This is a genomic window from Nocardioides sp. FY1077 (genome assembly GCF_058681775.1).
This window is the reverse complement of record NZ_JBZWDB010000004.1, coordinates 310,456-331,335: the sequence shown is the minus strand read 5'-3', so window position 1 is coordinate 331,335 and position 20,880 is coordinate 310,456. Positions and strand designations below refer to the sequence as shown.

Genomic DNA, 20,880 nt, shown 5'->3' with positions numbered 1-20,880 from the left:
GGTGGCCACCACCGCCGGGCCCGCCGCCTCCGGGGGCCCGCGGGCCCGGATGAACATCGGTGAGGTCCTCGACCACCTGCGCGAGGACTTCCCCGGCGTCACCATCCCCAAGATCCGGTTCCTGGAGGACAAGGGGCTGATCAAGCCCGAGCGGACGCCGGCCGGCTACCGCAAGTTCTCCCCCGGGGACCTGGAGCGGCTGCGCTACGTGCTGCGGATGCAGCGCGACCACTACTTGCCGCTCAAGGTGATCGGCGAGCACCTGGACGCCATCGACCGCGGCCTCGAGCCGCCGCCCATCGACGCCGTCGTGCCGACGGTGCCGCGGGTGGCCCTGGCCCCCGACGGCCTGCCCAGCCCCGAGTCGTTCCGCCGCCAGGACAACCTGCGGCTCTCGCGGCGCGAGCTGCTGAAGGTCGCCGAGATCTCCGAGGAGCTCCTCGGCCAGCTCGAGCAGTTCGGCCTCGTGGTGGCCCGCACCGGCACCGGTCTCTACGACACCGACGCCCTGGTGGTGGCCCGCACGGCTCGTGAGCTGGCCGACTTCGGCATCGAGCCGCGCCACCTGCGCGGCTTCCGGGCAGCCGCCGACCGCGAGGTGGGGCTCGTCGAGCAGGTCGTCTCCCCGATGCGACGCAGCCGCGACGCCGCCGCCTCCGCCCGCGCCGAGCACGCCGCGGCCGAGATCGCCGCCCTCTCCGTGCGGCTCCACGCCACCCTGGTCAAGGCCGGCCTCGCGCGCTGACCCGCCCGGTGCCGGCACCTGACCCCAGCGGGGTGTGCGCACCTCGCGTGGTCTCGACACACCTCGTCGCTGGCGCTCCTCGGCACTCGACCACCGATGGCGCGGGCCCCTCGGTCGAGCAGGGTGCCCCGCGGACGCCGTCCCTCGTTGGTCGAGCAGGGCGCGCCAGCGCTCGTATCGAGACCTCCGCAGCCTGTGCTGAGACCTGTGTGGGGGTCCCAGCGCACCGCGGAGGGTCTCGACACACCTCGTCGCTGGCGCTCCTCGGCACTCGACCACCGATGGCGCGGGGTAGCCGGGTGGCCGGGGGATGCCGTCGCCCTCGTCGGTCGAGCAGGGCGCGCCAGCGCTCGTGTCGAGACCTTCGCAGCCAGTGCTGAGACCTGACCCCGGGCGAGTCCGAGGGCACGTCGGGGGGCGGGAGTAGGGTCTGGGGTGTGCGCGAAGTCGATGTCATGGGAGTCCGGGTCGAGATGCCCTCGAACCAGCCGATCGTCCTGCTGCGCGAGGTGACGGGGGAGCGATACCTCCCGATCTGGATCGGAGCAGTGGAGGCGACGGCGATCGCCTTCGCCCAGCAGGGGGTGACCCCGCCACGCCCGCTGACCCACGACCTGCTCAAGGACGTGCTCACCGCAACCGGCAACGAGCTCACCGAGGTGCGCATCACCGAGGTCAAGGACGGCGTCTTCTACGCCACCCTGGTGCTCGGGTCCGGCACCGAGGTCAGTGCGCGCCCCTCCGACTCCATCGCGCTCGCCCTGCGCACCGGCTCGCGCATCGTCTGCGCCGAGGAGGTGCTCGACGAGGCCGGCCTGGCCGTGCCGGCCGAGCAGGAGGACGAGGTCGAGAAGTTCCGCGAGTTCCTCGACCACGTCACCCCCGAGGACTTCGAAGCCGGCCAGTAGCGCCCCAGCTTCACCCTCAGGTAGAGGTTGAGGGTTGCCGACACGCCGCCGGACGTCTTTGACGGGGGTGGGCGGCCGCCCTACCTTGAACTGTCTCCGTTGTAACTCCACCGGTGTCGTCGCCCTCGGGCATCCGACCTCGCCGGCTTCCCAGGGGTTGCCTGCACTCGGAGTAGACCCCGGAGGACCGTGTGAACGAGCACGAGAAGATCGACGGCACCGACGCCGCCCACGCGACCGAGATCGCCATGGGGGCTGCCGAGGAGCAGGGGCTGCTCTTCACCGACGACGTCTCGCCGCTGCCCAGCGACACCGGTTACCGGGGCCCGACGGCGTGCAACGCCGCCGGCATCACCTACCGCCAGCTCGACTACTGGGCCCGTACCGGCCTGGTCGAGCCCACCGTGCGCGGGGCCAAGGGGTCGGGCTCGCAGCGCCTCTACTCCTTCCGCGACATCCTGATCCTCAAGGTGATCAAGCGACTGCTCGACGCCGGCATCTCGCTGCAGCAGATCCGCACCGCCGTCCAGCACCTGCGCGAGCGCGGCACCGACGACCTGACCCGCGTGACGCTGATGAGCGACGGTGCCTCGGTCTACGAGTGCACCAGCAACGACGAGGTCATCGACCTGCTCCAGGGTGGCCAGGGCGTGTTCGGCATCGCGATCGGCGGCGTGTGGCGCGAGATCGAGGGCACGCTGGCCCAGCTGCCGAGCGAGCGCACCGCCGACGAGTCGGAGGCGCCCTCGGCCGCCGACGAGCTCGCCGCGCGCCGCGCGGCCCGCAAGATCGGCTGACGCGCCACCCCACCTGCTCGACGTACGACGCCCACGGCCCGCCACCCACCGGTGGCGGGCCGTTGTGCTGCCCGAGGGGCGACCCGCTAGATTGAGGACGCTGACTATCCCGCACGGGAGAGTCTCCGCGGCGCCCTCGAGGCGGCGCGGAGCGCCGAAGGGGCAATTCCTCCCCGGAACCTCTCAGGCGCCCGGACCGTGCGGATGAGGCAACTCTGGAGGTGCGACGACGCCCCGACAGAGGGGGAGGCGCCCGGACGACCACCGCCCCGAGGAGCCGCCACGTGTCAGACCACCCCCGCCTCACCGAGCTCGACGCCGCCCTGCCGTTCGTCGACCGGCACGTCGGGCTGCGTCCCGACGACGTCGCCACGATGCTCGACCGCCTCGGGTTCGCCTCCCTCGACGACCTGATGACCGCGGCCGTGCCCGGCGGGATCCGCAGCGCGGGCGAGCTCGACCTGCCCGCGCCGGTCAGCGAGGACGCCGCCGCGCGCGAGCTGCGCGAGCTGGCCGGGGCCAACCGGCCCGGGGAGTCGATGATCGGCCTGGGCTACCACGCCACGCTGACCCCGGCGGTGATCCGGCGCAACGTGCTGGAGGACCCCAGCTGGTACACCGCCTACACGCCGTACCAGCCCGAGATCTCGCAGGGCCGCCTCGAGGCGCTGATCAACTTCCAGACCGTGGTGGGCGACCTCACCGGCCTGCCCACCGCCAACGCCTCCCTGCTCGACGAGGGCACCGCCGCGGCCGAGGCGATGACGCTGGTGCGCCGCGGCAACCGCAAGGCGTCGGGACCGTTCGTCGTGGACGCCGACGCGCTGCCGCAGACCATCGACGTCGTGCGCACCCGCGCCGAGGCGATGGGCCTCGAGGTCGTCGTGGCCGACCTCGACGACGGGCTGCCCGGAGCCGACGAGCCGGTGAGCGGGGTGCTGGTGCAGTACCCCGGCGCGTCGGGCCGCGTGCGCGACCCGCGCCCCCTGATCGAGGCCGCCCACGCCCGCGGGGGCCTCGCCGTGGTCGCCGCCGACCTGCTGGCGCTGACGCTGCTGGAGTCGCCCGGCTCGATGGGCGCCGACGTGGTGGTCGGGTCGTCGCAGCGCTTCGGCGTCCCGCTGTTCTACGGCGGCCCGCACGCCGGCTACATGTCGGTGGCCAAGGGCCTCGAGCGCCACCTGCCCGGCCGCCTGGTGGGGGTCTCCGTCGACGCCGAGGGCCGCCCGGCCTACCGGCTGGCGCTGCAGACCCGCGAGCAGCACATCCGCCGCGACAAGGCCACGTCGAACATCTGCACCGCGCAGGTGCTGCTGGCCGTCGTGGCGTCCATGTACGCCGTCTACCACGGCCCCGAGGGGCTGCGCGCGATCGCCACCCGCACCCACCGCTACGCCGCCGTGCTGGCGCGCGGGCTGCGCGAGGGCGGGGTCGAGGTGGCCCACGAGGACTTCTTCGACACCCTGGCCGTCTCCGCGCCGGGCCGTGCGGCGCAGGTCGTGCACGACGCCCGCGTGCTCGGCCTGCAGCTGCGCCTGGTCGACGCCGACACCGTGGGGGTGTCCACCTCGGAGTGCACCACCCGCGCCACCGTCGACCGGGTGCTCGACGCGTTCGGGGTCTCCGCCGACCTCGACGCCCTCGACGCCGCGACCGACGACGCCCTGCCGGCGGCGCTGCGCCGCGAGACGCCGTACCTGACCCACGAGGTGTTCTCGGCCCACCGCAGCGAGACGCAGATGCTGCGCTACCTGCGCCGGCTCTCCGCGCGCGACTACGCCCTCGACCGGGGGATGATCCCGCTGGGCTCGTGCACGATGAAGCTCAACGCCACCACGGAGATGGAGCCGGTCTCGCTGCCCGGCTTCGCCGACCTGCACCCGTTCGCACCGGCCGAGGACGCCGTCGGCTACCGCCGTCTCGTCGACCAGCTCGAGGGCTGGCTGGCCGAGGTCACCGGCTACGACACCGTCTCGATCCAGCCGAACGCCGGGTCGCAGGGCGAGCTCGCGGGCCTGCTCGCGATCCGCGGCTACCACCACGCCAACGGCGACACCGGCCGCGACGTGTGCCTCATCCCGAGCTCGGCGCACGGCACGAACGCCGCCTCCGCGGTGATGGCCGGCATGCGCGTGGTCGTGGTGAAGGCCGCCGACGACGGTGGCGTGGACCTCGACGACCTGCGCGCGGCCTGTGCCGAGCACGCCGACGACCTCGCCGCGATCATGGTGACCTACCCCTCGACCCACGGCGCCTACGAGGAGAGCATCACCGAGCTGTGCGAGGTGGTGCACGCCCACGGCGGCCAGGTGTACGTCGACGGCGCCAACCTGAACGCCCTGCTCGGGTACGCCAAGCCCGGAGAGTTCGGCGGCGACGTGTCGCACCTGAACCTGCACAAGACCTTCTGCATCCCCCACGGCGGCGGCGGTCCCGGTGTCGGCCCGGTGGCGGTGCGCGCCCACCTCGCGCCGTACCTGCCCTCCCACGCGCTGCACCCCGAGGAGGCCAAGCGCTCCGGCATCGGCCCGATCAGCGCGGCGCCGTACGGCTCGGCCGGCATCCTGCCCATCTCCTGGGCCTACGTGCGGATGATGGGTGCCGAGGGCCTCACCCGCGCCACGGCGTCGGCGGTGCTGTCGGCCAACTACGTCGCCGCGCGCCTCGGCGAGCACTTCCCGGTGCTCTACCGCGGCCACAGCGACCTGGTGGCCCACGAGTGCATCCTCGACGTGCGCGGGCTGACCAAGGACACCGGCGTCACCGTGGACGACGTCGCCAAGCGGCTCGTCGACTACGGCTTCCACGCACCGACGATGTCGTTCCCGGTGGCCGGCACGCTGATGGTCGAGCCGACGGAGTCGGAGGACCTGGCCGAGATCGACCGGTTCTGCGACGCGATGATCGCCATCCGTGCCGAGATCGACCGGGTGGCGGCGGGGGAGTGGACCCCGGAGGAGTCACCGCTGCGCGGTGCCCCCCACACCTCGCGAGTGCTGGTCGGTGACTGGGACCGCCCGTACTCCCGCGAGCTGGCGGTGTTCCCCACCGGCGTCGACCCCGACAAGTACTGGCCGCCGGTGGGTCGCATCGACCAGGCGTACGGCGACCGCAACCTGCAGTGCTCGTGCCCGCCGCTGGAGGCCTTCGCCGAGTGAGCGGGACGCGACGAGGCCCGGCACCCCTTCGTGGGGTGCCGGGCCTCGTCGTCGGTGCGGGTGGCTCAGCCGAGTGCGGCCCACTGGCGGGCCGCCGGCGCGGGCATGGTGACCTCGGTGGCCACGCGGCCGGCGCGGTCGCCGCGGGGCAGGTCGATGCCCCGCACGGTGCCGTCGCCGACGTAGATGTTGCGGGACGGGGAGTAGGCGACCCAGTCGACGCGACGGGTGGTCACCGTCACCACGTCGGAGGTCCCGGCCTGCATCTTGGCGCGGCCGTCGGGGCCGCCCCTCTCGAAGCTGCCGTAGAAGGCCACGACCCGGAAGTCGTTGGGGTTGGTGAACTTGAGTCGGCCCGGGCGGTCGAGCTTGGTGACCTTGATCGGCTCGGGCTCGACCAGCGTGACGGTGACGGTGGCGGGGGTGAGGAACTCGTCGTTGCAGGCGTAGTAGGTGAACGACAGCTCGGAGACCGAGGAGTCGTCGCTCATGAAGAACCAGCTCTCCAGGTAGACGTCGCCGTCCTCGAACTGCACCTGGAAGCCCTCGGGGAGCGCGTCGGCCTTGACCTTGCACACGCTGAGCTCGGCGCCCTGCGGGTCGGAGTCGTTGGCCAGCACGTCCAGCCGCTTCGACTGGCCGTGGTACAGCGTGAACGCGTCGTCGACCGCGACGGGCGGGGAGGTCTCGCCGTCGGCGGCGGAGGCCGACCCGGTGGCGGGACCCAGGAGCGCCGCGCCCAGCAGTGCGGTGAGGGTGGCGGTCAGGGCGGCGCGTCGGCGGCCCGGGGTGGCGGTGGTCATCTGTCCCTTCCTCGCCGCTCCCGGTGAGCGGCAGGCTCAAGGTAAAGCGGGACGGGGGGCCCCGGGGTCCGACCGACCGGTCGTGACCCGATCGTCACCGGAGCGGTGCGGACGCCCCGCAGCGCCGGGCCGTGACGGGTCCGACTGGTCTGTACCACCCAGGGGTGACCCGCTCGGCGCGCTGCTGCGGTAGACCGGGGGGATGGCCACCCACCACGAGATCGAGCGCACCTACTCCCCGCCGCCGGACGCCGCGGTGCCGGACCTGACGGCCCTGGACGAGGTGGCCGAGGTCGGCCCGCCGGTGGTGACCGACCTCGACGCCGTGTACCTCGACACCGCCGACCTGCGCCTCGTGCGCGCCGGCATCTCGCTGCGCCGCCGTTCCGGGGGCAGCGACGAGGGCTGGCACCTCAAGGTGCCGGCCGGACGGGGCCGCGACGAGCTGCACCGTCCGCTGTCGGCCACCACCACGGCGCCCAAGCCCCTGCGCGACCTCGTGCTCGGTCACACCCGGGGCGCCTCGCTCGAGGTCGTCGCCACCGTGCTGACCCGGCGCACCACGCGACAGCTGCTCAGCGCCGACGGGGTGGTGCTGGCCGAGCTCGCCGACGACGAGGTGACCGGATCGCCGTCCGACGGCGGCCCCACGGTGACCTGGCGCGAGTGGGAGGTCGAGCTGGTGGACGCCGACCCCGCGCTGCTCGACGACGTCGACGACCTCCTCGCCGGCCTGGGCGTCGACCCCAGCGCGGTGGGACGCAAGATCGAGCGGGTGCTCGCCGACGCCCTGGCCGTGGTGGCCGCCTCCGCCGGTGCCGACCCCGTACGACGCGTCGGGCGCAAGCGGCCGGCCGGTCGCCTGCTGCAGCAGCGGCTCGCCGAGCAGGTGGGCGAGCTGCTGCGCCACGACGTCGAGGTGCGTCGCGCCCGCACCCGTGGTGTGCACCAGATGCGGGTGGTGTGCCGGCGGCTGCGCAGCCTGCTCGCGACGTACGGCCCGCTGCTCGACGGCGACGTCACCGACCCGGTGCGGGTGGAGCTGCAGTGGCTGGCCCGCTCGCTGAGCGACCTGCGCGACGCCGACGTGGTGCACGAGCTGCTGCGCGCCGAGCTGGCCGAGGAGCCGGGCGACCTGGTGGTCGGACCGGTGCGCCGACGGTTGCGCCCGGGACGTCGCGCGGAGGCCGTCGCGCAGGTCGAGGAGGCACTGGCCTCGGAGCGCTACCTGGCGCTGCTGACGACCCTGGAGACCCTGGTGGCCACCCCGCCGCTGCGCGAGCGCGCCCAGCAGCCCGCCCGCGAGGTGCTGCCGGCCCGGGTGGCCAAGGACCTGCGGCGCCTCGTCGAGGCCGTCGAGCTGCTCGACGCCGACGTCGCGTCGCGCGACCACGGCCCCGGGGGCAGTGGCCCGGCAGGACTGGTCGGCCCGGGTGCGGTGGTCGACGCCCGCTGGCACGACGCCCGCAAGGCGGCCAAGCGGCTGCGCTACGCCGCCGAGGTGCTCGAGCCGGCCTGGGGCCGGAAGGCGCGCCGGGTGGCCCGCGAGGCACGCGACCTCACGCGGGTGCTCGGCGAGCGCCAGGACACCGTGGTGGTGCGCGAGCACCTCGTGCGCCTGGCTGCCGAGGCCAGCGCCGCCGGCGAGAGCTCCTTCACCTACGGCCGCCTGCACGCCCGCGCCGAGGCGCGCGCCACCGCCGTCCAGGACGACGCCCGTCGCTCCTGGCCCCACCGCCACGGTCGGCTCGTCGACGCGGTCGACGCGCTGGGCTGAGCCTCCGTCGTCGTTGTGCCCGGGTCGTGTGCCTGGGGGCGCGCTGGGCCGCGTCGTGGGGCACACGACCCGGGCGGCGGACCCGCAGCGCCGCCGGTCCACGGGGGTCGTGTGCCTGAGCACGCGCTGGGCCGCGTCGTGGGGCACACGACCCGGTACGCGTGGGGCTCGACTGGCCCCAGTGGTGGCGGGTGGTGCCGGTCCACGGGGGTCGTGTGCCTGAGCACGCGGTGGGCCGCGTCGTGGGGCACACGACCCGGTACGCGTGGGGCTCGACCGACCCCAATGGTGGCGGGTGGTGCCGGGCCCCCGGGGTCGTGTGCCTGAGGGCGCGCCGGGCCGCGTCGTGGGGCACACGACCCGGGCGGCGGACCCGCAGCGCCGCCGGTCCACGGGGGTCGTGTGCCTGAGCACGCGGTGGGCCGCGTCGTGAGGCACACGACCCGGTACGCGTGGGGCTCGACTGGTCCCAGTGGTGGCGGGTGGTGCCGGAGCGCCGGGGTCGTGTGCCTGAGGACGCGCTCGACCGCGTCGTGGGGCACACGACCCCGGAGCGGCGCGAACGAGCGGAGTCGCGAGGCAGGCCGAGGAAGGCCGGGGCGGGCCGGGTCAGCCGTCGAAGAGGTCCAGGCGCAGGTCGCGGTTGAGGATCTCCTGCAGGCGCCGGCAGCGCGGCCGCACCGACGCGTCCTCAGCGGGCACCAGCGACCACAGTCGCCACTCCAGCCGGGAGCCACCGCCGAGGCCCTCGCCCTCGCCCTCGACGACCAGCTCGACGCGGTCGTGGGGGTGGGCCGTCCACAGCGAGCTCCAGACCACGCGCCGGGGCTCGTGCAGCAGCACGACCGGGGCGACCTCGCCGTCCTGCAGGTGGAGCCACGGCCGGCCGCGGTCGGGGTGGGCCAGCGCGTCGACGACCACGTGTGGAGGCGGGGCCTGACCTCGGCGACGGTGGCCGACCAGGGTCAGGTCGTCGAGCGGTCGGCCGGTCACAGCGCCTGGGAGACGCTCGACATGTTGAAGTCCGGCACCCGCAGCGCGGGGGTGGCGGTGCGGCTGAAGTAGTCGTCGCCCCACTCCCGGCTGAAGCTCGGCACGGTGGCGGAGGCGTGGGTGAACCGGTTGAGCAGGTCGACAGGGCTCTCGTTGAACCGGAAGTTGTTGACCACGCCGGTGACCTCGCCGTCCTCGACGAGGTAGACGCCGTCGCGGGTGAGCCCGGTGAGCAGCAGCGACTGCGGGTCGACCTCGCGGATGTACCACAGGCAGGTCAGCAGCAGCCCGCGCTCGGTGCCGGCGACCAGGTCGTCCACGGAGCCGGTGGCGCCGTCGACGCTCAGCACGAGGTTGTCCACGGCAGGGGTGACCGGCTGCCCGGTCATCGCCGCGGAGTGCCGCGTCTGCAGCAGTGCGGTGAGGTCGCCGTCGCGCACCCAGTCGGTGCGCTCCAGCGGCAGGCCGTTGTCGAAGACCGACGACTCGTTGCCCGACGACGTCGCCACCACGAACGGCGCGCACTCCAGCGCCGGGTGGGCGGGATCGGAGGACAGCCCCACCCCGCGGGCGGCGATGCGCTCGCCGATGCGGGTGCCGCCGCCGCGGCGGCTGTAGACCGACTGGCCCTCGTGGGCGACCCGGGCGCCGGCGTACCAGTAGGCGTCGATCATCAGGTCGGCCACCGCGCTGGGCGGCAGGATCGTGTCGTGGCGCCCGGCGGGCAGGTCGACGCGCCGGCGGCCCCAGCCCAGCCGCTGGGCGAGGGTGGCGTCCATGGCCAGGGCGTCGACGTCGGTGAAGTCGCGGGTCGCGCCGCCCACCCAGGCGCTCTGCGACAGGTCGGCGGGCTTGCCGGTGCAGCCGTAGTGGCCGGTGGGCTGCACGTGGCGCAGCCGCAGCCCGGTCGAGGAGCCCAGGTAGGTCGTGGCGAGCTCGTGGGAGACGAACCCGTAGAGCACCCGCTGCTCGGCGCCTGCGCGGGTGAAGGCCTCCCCCAGGGCGGGGGCGAAGGTGTCGAAGACGTGGATGTCGGTCGGCACCGGTGCGTCGCCCCAGTCGGGGCTGGTGCGCTCGGCCACCAGGTCGGCGGCGTCCTCGGCGGGGGAGCCCGCACGGGCCGCGGCGTCGGCGGCCGCCACCAGGGCGGTCACCTGCTCGCGGGTCGTGGCGCTGCCGGTGGCCGGGCTGGCGGCGGTGCCGGCCGCCCCGCGCACGAACGACACCACGGTGACCGAGAGCCGGTGCATCACGCCGTTGGTGGTCAGGGTGTTGCCGGCCCAGCGCAGGTTGGCCCCGGTGGTGTCGCGCACGACGACCACGCAGTCGTCGGCGGTCGAGGCGGCCAGGGCGTGCTCGACGAGGTCCTGGGGTGTGGTGGTCATCAGTGGCCCGCCTCGTCGGTGGTGTTGAGGATGCGTACGTCGCGGAAGAGCGCGGTCGGGCAGCCGTGGCTGACCGAGGCGACCTGGCCCGGCTGGGCCTTGCCGCAGTTGAAGGCGCCGCCCAGCACCCAGGTGTCCGGGCCGCCGACGGCCTCCATCGACCCCCAGAAGTCGGTAGTCGTGGCCTGGTACGCCGCGTCGCGCACCTGGCCCGCCAGCTCGCCGTCCACGATGCGGTGGAAGCGCTGGCCGGTGAACTGGAAGTTGAAGCGCTGCATGTCGATCGACCACGACTTGTCGCCGACGACGTACAGCCCGCGCTCCACCCGCCCGATCAGCTCCTCGGTGGTGGGCCCGTCGGGGTCGGGCTGCAGCGACACGTTGGCCATCCGCTGCACGGGGACGTGGCCGGGGGAGTCGGCGTACGCGCAGCCGTTGGAGCGCCCGCCGTTCAGCTCGGGGACCATCGGGCCCATCGAGCGGTCGAGCTGGTAGCCCACGAGCACCCCGTCGCGCACGATGTCCCACGACTGCGTCTCCACGCCCTCGTCGTCGTAGCCGACGGTGGCCAGGCCGTGCTCCACCGTGCGGTCGCCGGTCACCTGCATGGCCGACGAGCCGTAGCGCAGGGTGCCGAGCAGGTCGGGCGTGGCGAACGACGTGCCGGCGTAGTTGGCCTCGTAGCCCAGCGCCCGGTCGAGCTCGGTGGCGTGGCCGATCGACTCGTGGATGGTCAGCCACAGGTTGGAGGGGTGCACGACGAGGTCGTGGGTGCCGGCCTCGACGCTGGGCGCTGCGAGCTTCTCGCCGAGCAGGTCGGGCACCTCGGCGAGCTCGGCGTCCCAGTCCCAGCCGCCGTCGGCGGGGGCGGCCGTGCAGTACTCCCAGCCGCGGCCCACCGGCGGGGCGATGCTCGCCATCGAGTCGAACACCTCGCCGGCGGCGCCCATCGCCTCGAACCCGGGCATCAGCCGCACCCGCTGCTGGGTGGTGGTGGTGCCGCTGAGGTCGGCGTAGAACTTGTTCTCCTGCACCTGTGCGAGGAAGGCCGAGGCGTGGTCGACCGCGCTGCCCAGCCGCAGCCGCCGCGTCCAGTCCACCAGCAGCGCGGCCTTCTCGGCGACCGGCACCTCGAGCGGGTTGACGTCGTAGGCGGAGACCCAGGTGACGTCGTCGTGCACCGGCTCGGGGGCGAGCTCCACCGGTCTGGCCGTCATCGTGGCGGCCACCTCTGCCACGGCCACCGCTGTCTCCGCCACCCGCCGCGCCTCCTCCGGGGTGAGGACGACGCCGGAGGCGAAGCCCCAGGCCCCGCGGTGCACCACCCGCACGGCGAAGCCGAGGTCCTCGGTGTCGCTGGCGTCCTGCAGCACCTCGTCGCGCACCGACAGCGACTGGTAGCGCACCCGCTCCAGGCGGAAGTCGGCGTGGCTGACGCCCAGCGCGGCGGCCCGCTCGAGGGCGGTGCGGGCCAGGGCCCGGTGGGGCAGCGCGGCGAAGGTGGGGTCGAGCCGGGACTGGTCGGAGGCGCGTCCGGTCATGGTGGCGAACCTAGCCGATCCCGGCCCCGCTGCGGGCCCACCGACGTGGCCGCCGCGGCGCGAGGTGAGGCGGCCCGCTCAGTAGGGTGGCCGCCATGCAGCCGACGCCGCCCGCCCGCCCCGCCTCCCGCTGGCGTCCCTCCCGGTCGCGCCGGGAGCAGGCCCCCGGGCCCGCCTGGCTCGGCATCGGCGCCCAGCGCTCCGGCACCACCTGGTTCACCGACCTGCTCACCCAGCACCCCGAGGTGGGCCTCGGGACCAACGGCAAGAAGGAGCAGCAGCTCCTCAACCGGGTCGCCGACGGGCTCGTGCCGGCCCAGGAGTACGCCGACCTGTTCCCCGCCGACGGCCTGCGCCGCGGCGAGTTCACCCCGCAGTACCTGCGCCACGCCTCCCTCCCGGCGTACGCCGCCGCGGCGCTCCCGCCGGAGGTGCCGGTGCTGGTGCTGCTGCGCGACCCGGTGGAGCGGTTCCGCTCCGCGATGCGGTGGGCCGCCACCCGTGGCAAGTCGTGGCCCTACCCGCTGCCCATCACGGTGCAGACCTTCACCGGCTTCTACGCCGACCAGCTGGAGGCGTGGGCGGCCGCGCTGGGCCGCGAGCGGCTGGTCGTGCACGTCTACGAGACGATCCGCGACGACCCCCAGCCCGTGGTCGACGACGTGTGGCGGCGCCTCGGCGTCGATCCCGTGCCGCTGGGTGACCTCGCGCGGGAGTCGACGTCGTCGAGCCGCGAGGAGTGGGACTGGACGCCCGGGCTCGAGGAGTCGCTGCGGGTGATGTACCGCCCGCAGCTCGAGCGGCTCACCCGCGACTGGGGCCTCGACGTCAGCGGCTGGACGCGGATGCACTGACCGTCGTAGGAGCTGGTCGCTGGGGCCGGTCGCAGGCTGCTGCCCGCGGTGGTCGGCGTCAGCGACTGGTCTCAGCGGGTGACGGCGAGGCGTGAGCCGGCGCGGCCCTTGGTGACCAGCAGCTGGGTGGGGATGCGGTCGCGCATCTCGGCGACGTGGCTGACCACGCCGACCACCCGGCCGCCGTCGCGCAGCGAGTCGAGCACGTCCATCACGTCGTCGAGGGTGTCGGCGTCGAGGGACCCGAAGCCCTCGTCGACGAAGAGGGTGTCGAGGTCGGCGCCGCCGGCCTCCTGGGTGATCACGTCGGCCAGGCCGAGCGCCAGGGCGAGCGAGACCACGAACGTCTCCCCGCCCGACAGCGTGGCGGGGTCGCGCGCCTCGCCCGACCAGTCGTCGCGCACCAGCAGGCTCAGCCCGCCCCGGGTCTCCCCGGCGCCGCGCTGCCCGGAGTGCTCCAGGGTGTAGCGCTGGTCCGACATCCGCGCGAGCCGCTCGTTGGCCGCGGCGACGACCTGGGAGAGCCGGTAGGCCAGCACGTACGCCGACAGTCGCATCTGCAGCCGGTTGTCGGGCGACTTGCCCTCCACGAACGCCGACAGGCCCTGCGCGACCGCGAGCCGCCGTCGCACCGGCGCCCACGCCTCGAGCGCGCGCTCCAGCTCGACGACCAGCTCGGTGAGGCGCCCGCAGCGCGCGGTCCAGGTGGCGGCGGACCCGCGGCAGCGGTCGAGCTCGGTGACGGCGGCCTCGAGCGCGGCGCCCAGGGCGGCGAGGTGGGCGGCCGGGTCGGCGCCCGCCTCGTGGCCCGACTGGTCGCCCGGCTGGTCGTCGGAGCCCGGGTCCTGGGCCTCGGCCACGACCCGCTCGGCCTGGGCCAGCCTGCGGTCGTGCTCGGCCACCACCCGCTCCAGCACCGGCAGCTCACCCGGGGCGACCACGGCGGCGAGCGCCGCGTCGACGTCGGCGAAGCCCGCCTCGAGCGCGGCGGACCCCACGTGCTCCCGGGCCTCGGCGTCGGTGGCCGCAGCGCGCACCCAACCCGCCGCGGCCTCGCGGGCGTGCCGCCAGCGGCGCACGTCGGCGTCAGCGGCCGCGAGCAGCCGCTCGAGGCGGGTGGCCAGCCGGCTGTCGAGCGCCACGTCCAACCCAGTGCCGAGCCCGGTGCCGAGCCCGGTGTCGGGCTGCGTGTCGGTGTCGCCGTCCTCGGGGCCGAGCGCGGCGCCGACCTCGGCGGCGATGGCGTCGCGCTCGTCGGTCAGGGCGGACGCGAGCGCCTCGGACTGGGCGCACGCGGCGTGGTCGCGGCGCAGCCGGTCGGCGAGGTCGTCGCGCTCCCGCTCGTGGGTGCGCTCCTCTGCGACGAGCCGCTCCACCTCGCCTGCGGCCGCGCTGGCGTCGTCGTGGCTGCGGCACCGCTCGGCGAGGAGGTCGCGCAGCGCGTCGGCGGTGGCGTCGCCGGCCCGTTCGCGCGCGATCGTGCGGCGGGTCTGCAGGTCGCGGTGGTGGGTCTCGTGCAGGTGCTCGTCGGACTTGGCGTCGTCGAGGGCACGCTGGGCGGCCTTCTCGGCGGCGGCGTCGGGCGCCCCGGGCGCGGGCACGGCCTTGGCGGGGTGGTCGTCGGAGCCGCACACGGGGCAGCACCCGCCGACGGCGAGCCCGTGGGCGAGCTCGGCGGCCATCGACTCGATGCGCGCCTCGCGCACCGCGAGCACCTGCTCGTGGGCGCCCACCGTGGCCTCGCGGGCGGCGAGCCAGGTGGCGCGGGCGTCGGCGAGCTCGACGTCGAGGGCGGTGACCAGCTCGGCGGCCTCGAGCCGGGCCCGGAGGTCACGGGTCTCGGCCACGAGCGCGGCCAGTCCGGCGGCGCGGTCACGGGCGTCGGCGAGGCGGGTGCGGACGTCGGCGAGGCGGCTCGGCAGGGTGGCCAGGCGTTCCTCGACGGCGCCGGCGCGGGTCGTGGCGTCACGGCACGTCGCGCGGGCCCCGCTCAGCTGGGCCTCCACCTCGACGCCACGGCGCACCCGCGGCACCAGTGCCCGCAGCCGCGCTGCCTGGTCGGTGGCGGTGGCCTCGCCGTCGGCGAGCGCGGCGACGTGTCGCTCGTCGGGTGCTTCTGCGTACGGCGACGGGGCGGCGGACCCGAGGGCGCCCAGGCTCGCGCGTGCCTCGTGAGCGGCCGTGTCGTGGTCGCGCCGGGCGCGCACCGCGAGGCGGTGCAGCGCCGGCACGGGGGCGGCACGACGGGCGGCGGCCAGCCTGGCCACCCGCTCGTGGTGGGCGGGTGCCTCGGCGTGCAGCGCGTCGAGCTCGGCCTGGGCGGCCACCAGCCGACGGTGCCGCTCCGCGCGGGCCCGGCCCTCCTCGTGGGCGGTGCGGGCCGACGCCTCTGCGGCCGCGGAGGCGGCGACCGCCTCGGTGGCCGCGGCCAGCGACGCGGTGGCCTCGCTGCGCAGCCCGCGGGCCCAGGTGGTGAGGGTGTCGTCCTCGGCCAGCACCTCGAGGGAGGGGCCGTCGCCGCCTGGCGCGGTGGCGTCAGTGCCGGCGGCGGCAGGACCGCTGACGGGGTCGCCGGTCGCGGGAGCGGGGTCGTGGGCGGAGTCGGGGGTGAGGTCTCCGGGCAGCGCGGCGTCGGCGGCCTCGCTGACCCGGCTGACCAGGTCGGCGACGGCCTCGCGCCGCGACTCGGAGTCGCGGCGCAGGTCGGTGCGGTGGTCGCGCAGCCAGCGCTCGACGTCCTCGAACCGGCCGGTGCGGAACAGCTGCTGGAGCAGGCGGTGCCGCTCGTCGGAGCGCGCCCGCAGGAAGGCCTGGAAGCGGCCCTGCGGCAGCATCGCCACCTGGGTGAACTGGGCGACGTTCATGCCGAGCAGCCCGGCCACCAGGTGACCGGTCTCGTCGAGCCGCGACGACAGCGTCGTCCACTCGCCGCCCACGCGCTCGGAGATGGTGACACTGGCCTGCTGGGTGGTGGTGCCGGTGCCGCGGCGCTTGGGGCGCTCCCAGGCGGGGGAGCGCACGAGGCGGAACCGCCGGCCCGACAGCGTGGCCTCGAGCTCGACCCGCGGGGCCACCCCGGGCGCGGCCTGGTCGGAGCGCAGCCGGCGCGCGCCGTTGCGGTCGCCGGGCACGTCGCCGTAGAGGGCGAAGCAGACGGCGTCGAGCACGCTGGTCTTGCCCGCGCCGGTGGGGCCGGAGAGCAGGAACAGCCCGGCCTCCGACAGCTCGTCGAGGTCGACGGTGACGGTGTCGGCGAACGGGCCGAACGCGGTGACCTCGAGGTGGTGCAGGCGCATCAGAAGAGCCGCCCGTCGGCTGCGGCCGCCGCGGCGGCCACGGTGGTGGGCTCGGCCCCGGTGTCGGCGCCGACCAGCACGTCGAGGTCGGGGTCGTCGCAGCAGGCGTCGACCGCGCGCCGCAGCAGGGCCCGCTCGACGCCGCTGGGCTCGGCCCCTCGCATCGAGGCCATGAACTCCAGGGCGATGTCGTGGTCGCTGCGGCCCTGGGTGCGGCTCGACGGCGCGCCACCGAGGCGGGGCACGACGGAGTCGAAGCCGAGCACGAGGGTGTGGGGGAACCGGCGACGCAGCCGCTCCATCGCCTGCGCCGGCCGCCCGGCGTCGGTGAGGGTCACCTGCACCCAGGCGTCCTCGTGGCGGGCGAGGTCGGGGTCGGTGAGCAGCGTGTCGAGCTCGCCGCGCAGCCGGGCCAGGCGGCGCGGCACCGGCGCGTCGACGAACTCCGCGGTCACCGACCCGTCGGCGGCGAGGTCGACCAGCCACGATCCCTTGTGGTGGGTGGCCTCCGAGAACGAGTAGGCCAGCGGCGACCCGCTGTAGCGCACCGCGTCGGTGAGGACGTGCCGGCCGTGGAGGTGGCCGAGCGCGGTGTAGTCGATGCCGTCGAAGACCGACGTCGGGACCAGCGAGACGCCGCCCACGCTGATGTCGCGCTCGGAGTCGCTGGGCTCCGCGCCCGCCACGAAGGCGTGGGCGAGCACCACCGAGCGGGTGCCCCGGCGGGTGGCGAGGTCGGCACGCACCCGCGTCATCGCCTCGCTCAGCGCCGCCTGGTGGGAGCGCGAGCGCAGGCCCCACGGCTCCTTGACCGCGTCGGGGTCGAGGTAGGGCAGGCCGTAGACGGCCACCGGCCCGTGGGCGTCGTCGACCAGCACGGGCGTGCCGACGCCGGCCGCGGAGGTGCGGATGTGGACGCCGGCGGCGTCGATGAGCCGCGAGCTGAACCCGAGGCGCTGGGCGGAGTCGTGGTTGCCGCTGGTCACCACCACGCGGGCGCGGCCGGCGGCCAGGCGGGCGAGGGCCTCGTCGGCGAGCCGGACGGCGTCGACCTGCGGCAGGGCGCGGTCGTAGACGTCACCGGCGACCACCACGAGGTCGACCTGCTCGGCCTCGACCGTGGCGACGAGGTGGTCGACGTACGCCGCCTGGTGGGTGAGCATCCCCTCACGGTGGAACGACCGGCCGAGGTGCCAGTCGGAGGTGTGCAGGATGCGCATGCGACGACCCTAGGAGGGCCCGCCGACAGCGGTGCGACCCCACGCCGCTGCGCCGGCCGGGGGCGGGTCGGCGGGCGGGTCAGGACGTGGCGGGCAGCACGCCGAAGGCCCACTCCAGCACGGCGCGATAGGTCTCGCCGGGCTCGAGGCGCGCCGACGGCCAGTCGGGCCGGTTGGGGGAGTCGGGGAAGAGCTGGGGCTCCAGCGCGATGCCGTCGCCCTGCCGGTAGCGCCCGCCCGTGGTCGAGCGGCGGGTGCCATCGAGGAAGTTGCCGGTGTAGACCTGCAGCCCGGGCTGGTCGGTGCGCAGCTCGAGCCGGGTGCCGGTGCGCGGCGACGCCAGCACCGCCGCGACCCGCAGTCCTTCGCCGGCACCCTCGCTCAGCACGAGGTTGTGGTCGATGCCCACGGCGTCGACGAGCTGCGGGTGCTCCCGGCGCACGGCGTCGCCGAGAGGCGTGGGCTCGCGCAGGTCGAACGGGGTGTCGTCCACCGGCTCGTGCTCGCCCCGGGGGATGCCGGTGCCGTCGACGGGGGTGTAGGCGTCGGCGAGCACCTGCAGCAGGTGGTCGTCGATCGTGCCCGACCCCTCGCCGGAGAGGTTCAGGTAGGCGTGGTTGGTGAGGTTGACGACCGTGGGCGCGTCGGTGGTGGCCTCCATGACCACGCGCACGGTGTCGCCCTCCACGCGGTAGTGCACGCGCGCCTCGACCCTGCCGGGGAAGCCCTGGTCGCCGTCGGGGCTCACCAGCGCGAGCACCAGGTCGTGCGAGCCGTGCTCCAGGACGTCCCACGCTCGTTTGTCGAAGCCCTCGTGCCCGCCGTGCAGGCTGTGCCCGCGGTCCTGGGCGCCGACCACGACCTCGCGGCCGTCGAGCTCGAACCGGCCCCGGGCGATGCGGTTGGCGTAGCGCCCGATGGTGCCGCCCACGTAGTCGGTGCTGGCGAGCCGCTCCGCGGCGTCGGCGTGGCCGAGCACGACGTTGCGTCGCACGCCGTCGCCGCCGGCCACCTCGAGGCGGTGGACCGCGGCCCCCAGCGTCAGCACCTCGACCACCGGACCCGGCGCCGCACCGATGCCCAGGCACCGCACCTCGCGACCGTCGGGGAGGGTGTCGAAGAGCTGGTCACGTGCCGCGTCGGTCATGCCGCGGACGCTAGCAGCGGGACCGGACCGTTCTGGGGCCCCACGGGGGCGTGCCCGCCGAGGCGAGGACGGCGGAAGAGGGTGGCTCCCCGGGGTCGGTGGAGCCGGACGGGAGGACGGAGCCACGGTCGCTCTCGCCGCACCGCCCCGCACCGCGCCGCCGGCGCCGCCCCGCTAGCCTCCGGGCGTGCCCGCCACCTCCAGCCACGACCCCGCCGCCTTCGACGCCGGGCTGCGCGAGCAGCTGGAGCTGTTCGTCGACGACCACCGCACGGCGCTGCACGACTGCCTCGACGGCCTCGACGAGGAGGAGGCGCGCCGCCGGTTGGTGCCCTCGCAGACGACCCTGCTGGGGCTGGTGAAGCACGCGACCTTCGTGGAGCAGGTGTGGTTCGACGAGGCGGTGACCGGTCGGTCCCGGGAGGAGATCGGCTGTCCCGCGGGCCCCGACGAGTCGTTCGTGCTGGCGCCCACCGACACGGTGGCCTCCGTGCGCTCGGCCTACCGCGACGCTTGTGCGGCGTCGCGGGCGGCGGTCGCCGGGCTCGGTGTCGACGACCTCGTGAGCGGCAACCGGCGCGGGCCGCTGCCGCTGCGCTGGGTCTACCTCCACGTGATCCGGGAGCTCGCCCAGCACTGCGGGCACGCCGACGTCCTGCGCGAGCAGGTGCTGGCCGCCCGGCCCTGACCGGCCCTGACCGGCACGTCCCCCTGCCCACCCGGGTGTCGCGCCGCTAGCGTGGCGCCGTCGTGCCCTCGAGCCCCAGGAGCCCCTGATGGTCGTCACCGCTGTCGGCGTCGTGATCGCCGCGCTCGTCGTGGTCCTGCTCCTCCGGGCGAACCGAACGCCCCGCGGTTCCCGAGGAGGTGGTGGCGCGGACGGCTCGTCGGCCGGTCACACCGGGTCGTGGGGCGATGACAGCGGAGACCGCAGCGACGGCGGTGACAGCGGCGGCGGCGGTGACAGCGGCGGTGGCGGAGACGGGGGTGGCGGCGGCGGCGGTGGCGGCGACTGACCTGCCGCCGTACGCACGACGGCCCCGGACGCGAGGTCCGGGGCCGTGCGGGAGTGGCTCAGCGGCGGATCAGCCGTCGAGCGCGCCCATGTCGATGACGAAGCGGTAGCGCACGTCGCTGGCCACGACGCGCTCGTAGGCCTCGTCGACGACGGCGGGCTCGGGGGCGAGCACCTCCACCTCGGCGCCGATGCCGTGCTCGGCGCAGAAGTCGAGCATCTCCTGGGTCTCGCGGATGCCGCCGATCTTCGAGCCGGCCAGGCTGCGACGCATGCCGGCCAGCGAGAAGGCGTGGTAGGTGTCGGCCTCGGCCGGGATGCCGACGTTGACCATCGCGCCGTCGAGGCGCAGCAGCGACAGGTAGCGGTCGACGGGCAGCGTGGCGGCCACCGTGTTGACGATCAGGTCGAAGGTGCCGGCGAGCTGCTTGAACGTCGCGCGGTCGGCGGTCGCGTAGTAGTGGTCGGCGCCGAGGCGGCGGCCGTCCTCCTCCTTCTTCAGCGACTGGCTGAGCACGGTGACCTCGGCGCCCATCGCGGCGGCGATCTTCACACCGAGGTGGCCGAGGCCGCCCATGCCCACGATGGCGACCTTCTTGCCGGGGCCCGCGCCCCAGTGGCGCAGCGGGGAGTACGTCGTGATGCCGGCGCACAGCAGCGGCGCGGCGGCGTCGAGGTCGATGCCCTCGGGGATGCCGAGGGTGTAGTCCTCGTGGACGACGATCTGCTTGCTGTAGCCGCCGTAGGTCGGCTCCCCGTCGTAGTCCTTGCCGTTGTACGTCGGCACCTCCCCCTTGAGGCAGTACTGCTCCTCACCGGCCGCGCAGTTCTCGCAGTCGCCGCAGGAGTCGACGAAGCAGCCGACGCCGACGCGGTCGCCGACGGAGAAGCGGGAGACGCCGCTGCCGACCTCGGCGACGGTGCCGGCGACCTCGTGGCCCGGCACCATGGGGAAGATGCCCTCGGCCCACTCGTTGCGGGCCTGGTGGATGTCTGAGTGGCAGATGCCGCAGTAGGCGACGTCGATGAGCACGTCGTGCTCGCCGACTGCGCGCCGCTCCACCGTGCTGGTCTCGAACGGGGCGCTGGGGGTGGGGACGGTGAGGCTGGCGGTGGTGCTCATGGCGACTCCTGGTGTCTCGGTGGGCGGCGGCGTCGCGGCGCGGCACGCGGGTGCGCCGCAGCGGCGGCGACGGGCGCCGGGCGGGCCGCGGTGGCGGCCTCCACCACGGTAGGCGGAC

The 20,880-nt window shown here is 75.0% G+C and carries 16 protein-coding genes and 1 riboswitch; of the genes, 8 read left to right on the top strand and 8 right to left on the bottom strand.

Going from position 1 to position 20,880, the window contains the following annotated elements:
* Position 1: 1 nt before the first annotated feature.
* The 4 genes from ftsR (at position 2) to gcvP (ending at position 5,608) form a co-directional block, all read left to right on the top strand.
* The gene (gene ftsR / locus AC4OR8_RS16770) at positions 2–745 is read left to right on the top strand and encodes a transcriptional regulator FtsR (RefSeq protein ID WP_492166732.1); all 744 of its coding nucleotides are present in this window, start codon (positions 2–4) and stop codon (positions 743–745) included.
* 437 nt (positions 746–1,182) lie between these two features.
* Entirely contained in the window at positions 1,183–1,653 is a 471-nt protein-coding gene (locus AC4OR8_RS16765; protein WP_492166731.1) for a bifunctional nuclease family protein, read from the top strand.
* 248 nt (positions 1,654–1,901) lie between these two features.
* The gene (locus AC4OR8_RS16760; protein WP_492166803.1) at positions 1,902–2,450 is read left to right on the top strand and encodes a MerR family transcriptional regulator; all 549 of its coding nucleotides are present in this window, start codon (positions 1,902–1,904) and stop codon (positions 2,448–2,450) included.
* Between the two features lie 104 nt (positions 2,451–2,554).
* Positions 2,555–2,659: riboswitch (glycine riboswitch) on the top strand.
* 75 nt (positions 2,660–2,734) lie between these two features.
* On the top strand, positions 2,735–5,608 hold the full coding sequence (gcvP, locus tag AC4OR8_RS16755; protein ID WP_492166730.1) for an aminomethyl-transferring glycine dehydrogenase: 2,874 nt from the start codon (positions 2,735–2,737) through the stop codon (positions 5,606–5,608).
* Between the two features lie 65 nt (positions 5,609–5,673).
* Here the strand turns inward: gcvP and AC4OR8_RS16750 are convergent, their stop codons facing one another.
* On the bottom strand, positions 5,674–6,411 hold the full coding sequence (locus AC4OR8_RS16750; RefSeq protein ID WP_492166729.1) for an Ig-like domain-containing protein: 738 nt from the start codon (positions 6,409–6,411) through the stop codon (positions 5,674–5,676).
* Between the two features lie 202 nt (positions 6,412–6,613).
* Here AC4OR8_RS16750 and AC4OR8_RS16745 point away from each other — a divergent pair, with 202 nt between their 5' ends.
* Complete coding sequence (locus AC4OR8_RS16745) at positions 6,614–8,188, top strand: CYTH and CHAD domain-containing protein (protein WP_492166728.1); 1,575 nt, start codon at positions 6,614–6,616, stop codon at positions 8,186–8,188.
* A 609-nt stretch (positions 8,189–8,797) separates the two neighbouring features.
* On the opposite strand, the gene AC4OR8_RS16740 is transcribed toward AC4OR8_RS16745, so the two are convergent.
* The 3 genes from AC4OR8_RS16740 to AC4OR8_RS16730 all read right to left on the bottom strand — a co-directional run bounded on the left by AC4OR8_RS16740 (position 8,798) and on the right by AC4OR8_RS16730 (position 12,107).
* Entirely contained in the window at positions 8,798–9,109 is a 312-nt protein-coding gene (locus AC4OR8_RS16740; protein ID WP_492166727.1) for a hypothetical protein, read from the bottom strand.
* A 68-nt stretch (positions 9,110–9,177) separates the two neighbouring features.
* Entirely contained in the window at positions 9,178–10,566 is a 1,389-nt protein-coding gene (locus AC4OR8_RS16735; RefSeq protein WP_492166726.1) for a metallopeptidase TldD-related protein, read from the bottom strand.
* Entirely contained in the window at positions 10,566–12,107 is a 1,542-nt protein-coding gene (locus tag AC4OR8_RS16730) for a TldD/PmbA family protein (protein ID WP_492166725.1), read from the bottom strand. Before AC4OR8_RS16730 ends, AC4OR8_RS16735 begins: the two co-directional genes overlap by 1 nt.
* Before the next feature lie 95 nt (positions 12,108–12,202).
* Between AC4OR8_RS16730 and AC4OR8_RS16725 the strand changes: the two genes are divergently transcribed.
* Positions 12,203–12,961: a sulfotransferase domain-containing protein gene (locus AC4OR8_RS16725; protein ID WP_492166724.1), complete on the top strand. Its 759-nt coding sequence runs from the start codon at positions 12,203–12,205 to the stop codon at positions 12,959–12,961.
* A 71-nt stretch (positions 12,962–13,032) separates the two neighbouring features.
* Here AC4OR8_RS16725 and AC4OR8_RS16720 read toward each other — a convergent pair whose 3' ends face one another.
* The 3 genes from AC4OR8_RS16720 to AC4OR8_RS16710 all read right to left on the bottom strand — a co-directional run bounded on the left by AC4OR8_RS16720 (position 13,033) and on the right by AC4OR8_RS16710 (position 18,624).
* Positions 13,033–16,257, bottom strand: a complete 3,225-nt coding sequence (locus AC4OR8_RS16720; protein WP_492166723.1) for an AAA family ATPase — start codon at positions 16,255–16,257, stop codon at positions 13,033–13,035.
* A complete protein-coding gene (locus tag AC4OR8_RS16715; protein WP_492166722.1) occupies positions 16,257–17,477 on the bottom strand; it encodes an exonuclease SbcCD subunit D in 1,221 nt (406 codons plus the stop codon). Before AC4OR8_RS16715 ends, AC4OR8_RS16720 begins: the two co-directional genes overlap by 1 nt.
* Positions 17,478–17,556: 79 nt before the next feature.
* Positions 17,557–18,624, bottom strand: a complete 1,068-nt coding sequence (locus AC4OR8_RS16710) for an aldose epimerase family protein (protein ID WP_492166721.1) — start codon at positions 18,622–18,624, stop codon at positions 17,557–17,559.
* A gap of 187 nt (positions 18,625–18,811) precedes the next feature.
* On the opposite strand from AC4OR8_RS16710, the gene AC4OR8_RS16705 reads away from it, so the two are divergent.
* Both AC4OR8_RS16705 and AC4OR8_RS16700 read left to right on the top strand, forming a co-directional pair.
* The gene (locus AC4OR8_RS16705; RefSeq protein ID WP_492166720.1) at positions 18,812–19,312 is read left to right on the top strand and encodes a DinB family protein; all 501 of its coding nucleotides are present in this window, start codon (positions 18,812–18,814) and stop codon (positions 19,310–19,312) included.
* Positions 19,313–19,400: 88 nt separating this feature from the next.
* Positions 19,401–19,640 (top strand): hypothetical protein, encoded by a 240-nt coding sequence (locus AC4OR8_RS16700; protein WP_492166719.1) that lies wholly within the window; start codon positions 19,401–19,403, stop codon positions 19,638–19,640.
* 69 nt (positions 19,641–19,709) lie between these two features.
* Here AC4OR8_RS16700 and AC4OR8_RS16695 read toward each other — a convergent pair whose 3' ends face one another.
* Positions 19,710–20,762: an NAD(P)-dependent alcohol dehydrogenase gene (locus tag AC4OR8_RS16695; RefSeq protein WP_492166718.1), complete on the bottom strand. Its 1,053-nt coding sequence runs from the start codon at positions 20,760–20,762 to the stop codon at positions 19,710–19,712.
* Positions 20,763–20,880 lie beyond the last annotated feature (118 nt).